General features: G+C 64.5%; 7 protein-coding genes and 1 pseudogene. 2 read left to right on the forward strand and 6 right to left on the reverse strand.

Features of this window, described 5'->3' with window-relative positions; translation table 11 throughout:
• Nucleotides 1-21: 21 nt before the first annotated feature.
• The 4 genes and pseudogenes from WBB85_RS12905 to WBB85_RS12920 all read right to left on the reverse strand — a co-directional run.
• Nucleotides 22-810: a cytochrome c1 gene (locus WBB85_RS12905; RefSeq protein ID WP_432639013.1), complete on the reverse strand. Its 789-nt coding sequence runs from the start codon at nucleotides 808-810 to the stop codon at nucleotides 22-24.
• Between the two features lie 19 nt (nucleotides 811-829).
• Nucleotides 830-2,152 carry a cytochrome b gene (petB, locus tag WBB85_RS12910; RefSeq protein WP_432639014.1) on the reverse strand — a complete coding sequence of 441 codons (1,323 nt, stop codon included), beginning with the start codon at nucleotides 2,150-2,152 and terminating at the stop codon, nucleotides 830-832.
• Nucleotides 2,153-2,164: 12 nt separating this feature from the next.
• Complete coding sequence (petA, locus tag WBB85_RS12915; protein WP_432639015.1) at nucleotides 2,165-2,728, reverse strand: ubiquinol-cytochrome c reductase iron-sulfur subunit; 564 nt, start codon at nucleotides 2,726-2,728, stop codon at nucleotides 2,165-2,167.
• Between the two features lie 307 nt (nucleotides 2,729-3,035).
• Nucleotides 3,036-3,527: pseudogene (locus tag WBB85_RS12920) on the reverse strand (glutathione S-transferase family protein); the annotation flags it as partial.
• Between the two features lie 501 nt (nucleotides 3,528-4,028).
• Between WBB85_RS12920 and WBB85_RS12925 the strand changes: the two are divergent.
• Both WBB85_RS12925 and WBB85_RS12930 read left to right on the forward strand, forming a co-directional pair.
• On the forward strand, nucleotides 4,029-4,175 hold the full coding sequence (locus tag WBB85_RS12925; protein WP_432639016.1) for a hypothetical protein: 147 nt from the start codon (nucleotides 4,029-4,031) through the stop codon (nucleotides 4,173-4,175).
• Between the two features lie 65 nt (nucleotides 4,176-4,240).
• On the forward strand, nucleotides 4,241-5,419 hold the full coding sequence (locus tag WBB85_RS12930) for an acetyl-CoA C-acyltransferase family protein (protein WP_432639017.1): 1,179 nt from the start codon (nucleotides 4,241-4,243) through the stop codon (nucleotides 5,417-5,419).
• Nucleotides 5,420-5,603: 184 nt separating this feature from the next.
• Here the strand turns inward: WBB85_RS12930 and pbpC are convergent, their stop codons facing one another.
• Nucleotides 5,604-7,637, reverse strand: coding sequence for a penicillin-binding protein 1C (pbpC, locus tag WBB85_RS12935; RefSeq protein ID WP_432639018.1), 2,034 nt, complete (start codon nucleotides 7,635-7,637; stop codon nucleotides 5,604-5,606).
• Nucleotides 7,634-9,302, reverse strand: a 1,669-nt coding sequence (locus tag WBB85_RS12940; RefSeq protein ID WP_432639019.1) for an alpha-2-macroglobulin family protein, incomplete at its 5' end; no start/stop codon positions are given. The genes pbpC and WBB85_RS12940, both read right to left, overlap by 4 nt.

Here is a 9,302-nt window from a genome sequence, read left to right on the forward strand (position 1 = left end):
GTGGAACCCCCGGCTCAACGGTCAGACCTTGTGCTTGCCCTTGTGGGGCGCCCAGATCCGTTTGTTGGTGAGGTAAAGCAGAACTGTCAGCAGGCCGAGGAACAGAACCCCAACGAAACCCACCTGCTTGCGCGCCATCATCTTCGGCTCGGCCGCCCACATCATGAACGCCGCGACGTCTTCGGCCATGTGGTGGACCGAGTTGTCGTGACCGTCGGCATATTCGACCTGACCATCCGACAGCGGCGGGCTCATTGCGATTTTGCCACCCGGAAATGCGGTGTTTTCGTAGAGGGTCGTACCAGCCTCCTCGATCTCATGCCCGGTATAGCCGGTCAGGATCGAGACGATGTATTCCGGGCCGCCAATGCCCTTGAAGAACTGGTTGATCCCCGAGCCATAGGGCCCGTGGAAACCTGCGCGGGCCTTGGCCATAAGGCTCAGGTCCGGCGCGTTCGGCAGCGAGGATTTCGGGAAGAAATCGGTTTCCTTGCCTTCGCGGTCCTCGCCGGTTTCCTTGTCGACGACGGTGAACTGCTTGGCATAGGCGCGCACCTGATCTTCCGGCAGATGCGGGCCGCCTTCGTCCGACAGCGACCGGATCGGCACGAACTTCATGCCGTGGCAGGCCGAACAGACTTCGGTATAGACCTGAAGGCCGCGCTGCAGCTGGTGTTCATCATATTTCCCGAACGGGCCTTCAAAGGAGAAGTCCACATCCCCGATATGCTGCTCTCCGCCACCGGCGGCATAGGCGCCGCCGGTCAGGGCCAGAACGGAAGCGGCCGCGATTGCGATTATTCTCAGCATCTCAATCAATCCTTTCCGCTCACTCGGCCGGAGTGCTTTTTGCGCCGTAATGCGCGTTGAAGTCATCCTCGATCGTCGCCGGCGGGGTCGTCGGCTTTTCGATCACACCGAGAAGCGGCAGGATCACGAGGAAATAGGCGAACCAGTAGGCCGATCCGATCAGCGAGATGATCGAATAGGGCGGCTCGGCCGGCATCGCGCCGCACCACATCAGGACGACGAAGTCGACGATCAGCAGGTAGAACCACCAGCGGAACATCGGCCGGTACTGACCCGAACGCACATTCGATGTATCAAGCCACGGCACCAGCGCCATGACAGCGATCGCACCGAACATTGCCAGCACGCCGAAGAACTTGGCGTCGACAATGCCGAAGGTGACCCAGTTCGTGAGCATCACGACCCAGACATCCGAGGTAAAGGCGCGCAGGATCGCGTAGAAGGGCAGGAAGTACCATTCCGGCACGATATGCGCGGGCGTCGCCAGCGGGTTCGCCTCGATATAGTTGTCGGGGTGACCAAGGTAGTTCGGCATGAAGCCGACAATGGCGAAGAAGACGACCAGAACGACGCCAAGGGCGAAGAGGTCTTTCATCACGAAATAGGGCCAGAAGGGCAGCGTGTCCTTCTCGGCCTCGGCCTTCGATCCACGACGTACCTCGACACCCGTGGGGTTGTTGTTGCCCGTGGTGTGGAAGGCCCAGATATGAACGGCGACCAGCGCCGCGATCACGAAGGGCAGAAGGTAGTGGAGCGAGAAGAAGCGGTTCAGCGTGGCGTTGTCCACTGCCGGTCCGCCCAGAAGCCAGGTCTGGATCGGCTCGCCAATGCCCGGGATCGCGCCGAAGAGGCCAGTGATCACCGTGGCACCCCAGAACGACATCTGCCCCCAGGGAAGCACATAGCCCATGAAGGCGGTGCCCATCATGGCAACGAAAATCAGGATGCCGACGATCCAGGTGATTTCACGCGGGGCCTTGTACGAGCCGTAGAACAGGCCGCGGAACATGTGGATATAGACGGCAAGGAAAAAGAGCGACGCGCCGTTGGCGTGAATGTAGCGCAGCATGTAGCCGCCATTCACGTCCCGCATGATATGTTCGACGCTGGCAAAGGCCTTATCGACATGCGGCGTGTAGTGCATCGCCAGGACGATGCCGGTGACGATCTGCAGAACCAGGCAGAAGGCCAGAACAATACCCCAGATCCACCACCAGTTCAGGTTCTTCGGTGTCGGGATCATCAGCGTGTCGTAAGCAAGGCTCACGATCGGCAGGCGGCGGTGAAGCCACTGCTCAAAACCCGTCTTGGGCTCGTAATGGTCGTGCGGAATACCAGCCATCTTTCAGCCCCCTCAGCCCAGCTTGATCGTGGTTTCGTCGGTGAAGGCCGCGACCGGCACCGGCAGGTTGCGCGGCGCGGGACCTTTGCGGATCCGACCGGCAGTGTCGTAGTGCGAACCGTGGCAGGGGCAGAACCAGCCGCCGAAATCACCGGCCCCGTCGCCCAGCGGCACACAGCCGAGATGGGTGCACACGCCCATCATCACCAACCATTCGCCGGCTTCGTCGAGGCTGCGGTTTTCGTCCGCCGCATCGGCCTCGGCGCCCTTGTTGGCGTTTTCGGCACCGGGATCGGCCAGATCGGACAGCGGAACCGCGCGGGCCGCATCGATCTCTTCCTGGGTGCGGCGGCGAATGAAGACAGGCTTGCCGCGCCATTTGACGGTCAATTGCGTGCCCGTCTCTACGCCCGAGATGTCGACGAAGATCGACGACAGTGCCTGAACATCGGCGGAGGGGTTCATCTGGTCGACGAGGGTCCAGACGGCAGCGCCGCCCGCAACCGCTCCGGCGCCCGCAGTGGCATAATAGAGGAAATCCCTCCGGGTGCCTGCGTGGTCTTCAGCTTGGGACACGAAACTTTCTCCCTTCTTCGACCGGCGGGCCGGTCCTGCGACGAATGGGCCGCAGTTGCCCGCAGCCTTCCCGGGCGGTTATTAGCGGCCAAATTCAGGCCCGTCCAGCGGACATTCGGGCGCATCCCGGCTTGTTGTGATACCGGCGCAATAGGCTGGGCGGGGTCGAGACCTCAGGTCAGCCATCAGACGGGGTGCGAAACCGGCACGGAAAGTCCGGTCAGCGGTCTTGTCGGAGGGCGGGCCTATGCGTCCGCACGACGAAGAAGCTGGGTGAGAGAATCAACCCGCCGCATCCGATGCAGGCTCACCCGGCAGGTTCGGTCGCCTTCATGCTGCCGCGCCGCGAAAAGGCATTGTACCAGGTCGAGAGTTCCGCCCGTCCGTCGCGCCAATTGCGGGCCGCGTGGCGGAAATCGAGATAGCCGAGCGCGCAGGCCACCGCGATCTGGCCCATGTCGAGCGGGCCGTTCAGATGATCCATCCAGCGGGCTTCCAGCGCGTCGAGCGTGCGGGCGATCTTGGCCCATTGCCCCTCGACCCAGGGTTCGAATCGAATCTCCTCGGGTCTGAGCCGCGATTCGTAGACGATGAGAAGGGCCGCTTCGAGAATACCGTCGGCTGTCGCCTCAAGCGTCAGGGTCTGCCAGAGGCGCGGCACGGGCGGGTAGAGTTTGCCGCCCGCACGGGTATCGAGATAGCGGCAGATCACCCGGCTGTCATAGATCGCGGTCCCGTCGCCGGGGGCCAGCGCGGGGATCTTGCCGAGGGGATTGAGCCCGAGCGGCTGGCTGCCGGGGGGTGAGCTTGAGGGGCTGCGCGGGCCTGAGCCTTGTGGCGGATCGCATCGACAAAGAACCGATCCGGTTCTGAAGTTGAGATTTTGCAGCCTTTGCAGATGCGTTCGTATCGCGAGAGGCCGCTTAGAGTCTTCAAACGGCGCGCGTAGTTGTCGGCATCGAGGAAGTTGCCCAAGTGCGAGCGAAGCTGGTCGTAGGTTTCGCAGTGATACCTTTTGCCGTTGCGTTCTTGATGGCGCGGTTCATGTGCTCGACCTGTCCATTGGTCCAAGGCTGGTTTGGCTTTGTCAGTCGGAGTTCGATGCTTTTTGCGGCACAGATCATGCCAAACTGCATTGGCCGGGAGTAGATTGTGTTCAGGTTCCTTGGCTGCTTTGCGGACTGGAGGCCGTTGTCAATGAGGATGGTATGGATACGGTAGGGCACCGTTTCGGTCAGGTGCACTAGAATCTTCCAAGCAGTTTTCCTGTTTGACTTTTTCACAAGTTGGACCACGGCAAATGGCTGGTCCGCTCAATGGCCACAAAAAGAAAGAGTTTGCCTTCGGCGGTCCGGAGTTCGGCTATGCCGATATGAAAGTAGACGATAGGATACCGCTTGAACTTCTGCCGCTTCGGCTTGTCCCCATCTATGTCAGGCAGGTATGAAATGACGTGTCACTGCAAACAATGATGCAATGAAGATCGTGTCAAATGGGGGATGGAGGGCTGCTATGAACGACGAGATCGTAATCCTGTCCGGTGCGCGGACCGCAATCGGAACCTTCGGGGGCAGTCTGGCGGGTATGGCCCCTATCGACATCGCCACCGTGGCGGCAAAAGCGGCCCTTGAGCGGTCGGGTGTCGCGGGCGAGCAGATCGGGCAGGTGGCCTTTGGCCATGTGATCAATACCGAACCGCGTGACATGTATCTTAGCCGCGTAGCTGCGATGCAGGCCGGGGTTCCAAATGGGACGCCCGCGATGAATGTGAACCGGCTTTGCGGATCGGGTGTGCAGGCGATTGTCTCGTGTATTCAGTCGCTGGCGCTGGGGGATGCCGATTTCGCGCTTGCCGGCGGGGCCGAGAATATGAGCCGTTCTCCCTATGCCTTGCAGGCCGCGCGCTGGGGCCAGAAGATGGGCGATACCAACGCGCTCGACATGATGACCGGGGCGCTGACCTGCCCGTTCGGCACCGGCCATATGGGGGTGACGGCCGAGAATGTCGCGGCCGAGCACGATATCAGCCGCGCGGCGCAGGACGCTTTCGCGATGGAAAGCCAGGAGCGGGCAGCGAAGGCGATTGCAGAAGGTCGCTTCAAGGATCAGATCGCGCCGGTTGAGGTCGCATCCCGCAAGGGCACCGTGGTTTTCGACACCGATGAGCATCCGAAGGCGACGAGCCTTGAGGCCTTGGCCGGGTTGCGGACGGTGTTCCAGAAGGACGGCACGGTGACGGCGGGCAATGCGAGTGGCATCAATGATGGCGCGGGTGCGGTTGTGCTGGCGCGGGCCGAGGCGGCGGAGAAGGCGGGGCTGAAACCGCGTGCCCGGGTGCTGGGCTACGCCCATGCCGGGGTCCGGCCCGAGGTGATGGGGATCGGCCCGGTGCCTGCGGTCGAGGCTTTGCTGAAGCGCACCGGTCTGTCCGTCGGCGATTTCGACGTGATCGAGTCGAATGAGGCCTTCGCGGCGCAGGCTTTGGCTGTGACCAAGGGGCTCGGGTTTGATCCGGCGAAGGTGAACCCCAATGGCGGCGCGATTGCGCTGGGCCATCCGGTGGGCGCGACGGGTGCGATCATCACCGTGAAGGCGCTTTACGAGCTGGAGCGGATCGGCGGCAAGAAGGCGCTGATCACGATGTGCATCGGTGGCGGTCAGGGCATTGCTCTGGCCATTGAGCGGGTCTGAGGGGCGCCGTCTATAGCGTTTCGAGTTTACGTTGCATCGGAATTCGAACTTATTTTGTTCGTATTCCGATACTTACAATCTCAACCGAAACTCGAAACGCTTCAGGGGGCATCGAGCCCCCCTCGCCGGGGCCGTGCGGATGCGCGGCCAGCCTCTGGCAGGGGTATTTTGGCAATGAAGAAGCTTAAGGCCGGAGCGTCACTTTGGCGGTCGCGCTTTGTCCCTTTGCGTCGATGACCGAGAGGGTGATGTAGCCCTGACCGGGATTGCGGAGCGCGGTTTCGCGGGCGCGGTCGGCGAGGATCAGCGGCGCGCCGTTGGCGAGCCATGTGAAGGGCGGGGTGCCGCCCCGGACCTTGAGTGCGAGCGTGGGGCCTGCCTCGACCTCCGCCCCGTTGGGCGGGAAGGCGATTTCGGGGGCGTCGGTTGCAGATGAGAAGGCCGCTCCGCGCGGGCGGAACTGCTGCAGCGGTTGCGGCAGGCGGGCTGTCGGCAGGATCAGTGTCGCGGGCGGCGGTGCGGGCAGCGGATCGGGCGCGGGTTTCAGCCTTGCGAAGGCGTCGAAGAGGATCGGTGCGGCGAGATCTCCACCGAAGGCACCGGGCACCGAGGCGCCATCGGCCCGGCCCATCCAGACCCCTGCAACATGCGCGCCGTCGAAGCCCAGAGCCCAGGCATCGCGGTGGCCATAGCTGGTGCCGGTCTTGTAGGCGATCCGGTGGGCGGGCGCACCTGCAGGTGGCGGCAGCCCCGCGAGGATATCGGCGGTGAGCCATGCGGCCTCAGGCCCGAAGAGGCGCTGGCCGACCGCCTCGGGCGCGCCGGGTGTTGTGTGAAGCCGGATCGGCTGTCCGAGCCTTGCGAGCGCGGCATAGGCCTGAACGAGGTCTTCGAGTGTTACGCCGACGCCGCCAAGCGCGACCGCAAGGCCGGGCTGGCCGCCGGGCAGGTCCGGGTGCCCGCCTGACTGGCGCAGGGCCGCCAGAAGCCGGGCTGGGCCGATCGCCTCGGTCAGGCTGACCACGGGGATGTTGAGCGAGAGTTGCAGCGCCTCGCGCGCGGTGATCGTGCCGCGAAACTGGCGGTCGAAATTCTGCGGCGCATAAGTGCCGAAGGCGGTGGGCCGGTCCTCGATCAGGGTTTCGGGATGGGCGAGGCCTTCGTCGAAGGCCAGCGCATAGACGAAGGGTTTCAGCGTCGAGCCGGGCGAGCGGATCGCGCGGGTCATGTCGATGAACCCGGCGCGGTTGGCATTGGTCCAGTCGGGCGAACCGACCGAGGCGAGGATATCGCCGGTGCGGTGGTCGGCAACGAGAATGGCAAGCGAGGTGCGCGCGCCGCTGAACCGCATGGCGCGCGCGGCAAGGGTTTCGAGGCTGGCTTGCAGGCGGGCGTCGAGGGTGGTTTCGATGCGGTGCGCGTCGGGCCTCTCGCGGGCGAGGCGTTCGGCGAGATGGGGCGCGTATGCGGGGAAAGCATGGCGTGCCTTTTGCACGGGTTCGGTCAGTGCGGCGGACCGGCGGTCATCCTCCATCGTGCCGTCACGCACCATCCGGTCAAGGACGCGGGTACGGGCCTTGGCAGCCGTTTCGGGAAAGCGGTCGGGGCGGCGGGTTTCGGGCGATTGCGGCAGGGATACGAGTAGCGCCGCCTCGGCCGGGGTCAGACGGCGGGGGTCTTTGCCGAAATAGGATAAGGTCGCCGCGCGGATGCCTTCCAGATTGCCGCCATAGGGGGCGAGGCGCAGATAGAGGCCGAGGATATCCTCCTTGGTCAGCCGCCGCTCCAGCGCCAGAGCGACACGGATCTGGCGCAGCTTGCCGTCCAGCCTGCCGGTGCCGCTGTCTTCCAGCAGCCGCGCCACCTGCATGGTCAGGGTCGAGCCGCCAGAGACCACGTGGCAGTTCCACAGGGCCTGCAAGCCCGCCCGCAGCATGGCCAGAGGATCGACACCGGGATGGTCGTAGAACCTTCTGTCCTCATAGGCGATCAGCATGGCGACAAAGCCCGGATCGACCGGGCCGGGATCGAGCCGCCAGCGCCCGTCGGCGACGGTGAAGGCGCGCAGGAGCGTGCCGTCGCGGGCCACGACCTCGGTCCCGGTGGCGACAGTCAGGGGTGGCAGATCGGTGCGGTCGATCCACTGATCGACCGCGTCCCGTGCGAGCCCGCCAGTGAAGAGGAGCGCCGCAAGCAGAAAGGCCGCGTGGCGTTTCACTCCGTCACCGTGACCTGCCCGACGCCCGTCCGCGCCCGGTAGTCGGGGCGGTACATATCCTCGACGCTGGCCGCCGGATGGCGGAAGCTGCCGGGGGTGATGGCGCGCAGGATATAGGCCAGCCGGAAGGGCCGGTCCGATCCCCAGTCGACGGCGGCAAGGAAACGTTCCTGCCGGAACTCGGTCATCCTTGTATCGGCTGTCTCCAGCCAGTCGAGGGCCGCGATATCGCCCGCGCGCAGCAGTGAGGGGTTGTCGATCTCAAACCCGGCGGGAAGGGGATCGTTGACCATCAGCCGGGCTTCGCTGCCGTCATGCGGCGTGACCTCGATCACCGCGACAAGGCGGGTGCCCTGTTTGACGGTGGCGATGTCGGCTGGGTCGCCGTTGAGCGTGTAGTAGCTGCGGCTGATCGCATAGCCCTTGCCGCCCGTCGGTTCGGGCTCGGTGGGCACGCCGAAGGTCGTGAGCGTCACGGTCGCATTGCGGTCCGTCGTATTGGCGATCACCTGCGGTATGGCGGCGTCGGCGTCGAGCACGCGCACCATCGGGCCGTCAACCGCCGCGCCATTGACGGTGAAGCCCTCTGCCCCCGACCGATCAATCAGTGCATTGGTGGCAAGAAGCGCCCAGGTCGCTTCCTGCGTCGACAGCCTGTGCCCGGCCATCACACTCGCCACGTTGTTGCCGAGCGTATCGGCATCCACCGCCTCTGATCCGGCCTCGGCTGCGAGGGTCAGCAGAGCCGTCGCATCGCGAAGGTTGGTGCCGTAATCGGCGCGCCAGATACGGTTTTCGTTGAAGCCGCGCCGGCTGAGCTGATCGGCGGCCTGCGCGAACAAGGCATCCGCCCGGCGCTGATCGCCGTAAGAGGCAAGCGCCGCCCCAAGCTGGGCCGAGGCGATCGGTGTGTCGAAGGCCCCGGATTTCACATCGGCGTAGTAGCGCAGGTCACCCATCGCCGCCGCCCCTTCGCGCGCCAGCACCATCAGTGCATAGGCATAGGCCCCGCCGCCCTCGTCAAAATCGGGTGCGTAGTTGAGCTGGTTGCGGAGGTTGTCGAGCGCGTTGCGGAAGGCGGTGTCGGGCACGGCATAGCCCTGCCGTTTCGCCCGGCTGAGGAAGTCGGTGACAAAGGCGTCGAGCCAGAGGTCGCCGCTGTCGGGATACCAAAGGCCAAACGATCCGTTGGAGGATTGGTTGATCAGGATCTCGGATATGCTCTCCTCCACCCGCTTGCGGATATCGCTTGCCGGTGCGCTGCCCATCGCCGAGGCGACCTGTTCGAAATAGAGGAGCGGCAGCGCCTTGGAGGTCAGTTGCTCGGTGCAGCCATAGGGGTAGCGGTCGAGCGAGGCCAGAAGACCCGGCGCATCGAAGCGGGCAATCGGACCGGCGGCCAGAGTGGCGCGACCCGATCCGGGCAGGAGGTCGGCGAAGACGTGTCCGTCCAGCGTGAAGCTTTGACCGGCGGCCAGATCGAAGCGGGTCTGGCGGGCGGTTTCGGGGTCGTTGGCCTGCACCGGGATGGTCAGGTCCTTGATCAGTTGCTTGCCGTCGGGCGTCGTCAGCGCGACGCGGATCGTGCCGATCCCCTCGGCCCCCGCCGCCGTGACGGGGACGGTGATCGTGGCTTTGCCCTTGTCCGTCAGATCGAGGCCGGAT

Origin of the sequence: Albidovulum sp. (assembly GCF_049646345.1) — a bacterium.
Classification (GTDB): domain Bacteria; phylum Pseudomonadota; class Alphaproteobacteria; order Rhodobacterales; family Rhodobacteraceae; genus Albidovulum.

Excerpts from the sequence above, each read along its gene's own strand:
- WBB85_RS12930 (WP_432639017.1), top strand. The coding sequence starts at position 4,241 with ATGAACGACGAGATCGTAATCCTGTCCGGTGCGCGGACCGCAATCGGA.
- WBB85_RS12905 (WP_432639013.1), bottom strand. The coding sequence starts at position 810 with ATGCTGAGAATAATCGCAATCGCGGCCGCTTCCGTTCTGGCCCTGACC.
- petB (WP_432639014.1), bottom strand. The coding sequence starts at position 2,152 with ATGGCTGGTATTCCGCACGACCATTACGAGCCCAAGACGGGTTTTGAG.
- WBB85_RS12925 (WP_432639016.1), top strand. The coding sequence starts at position 4,029 with ATGGCTGGTCCGCTCAATGGCCACAAAAAGAAAGAGTTTGCCTTCGGC.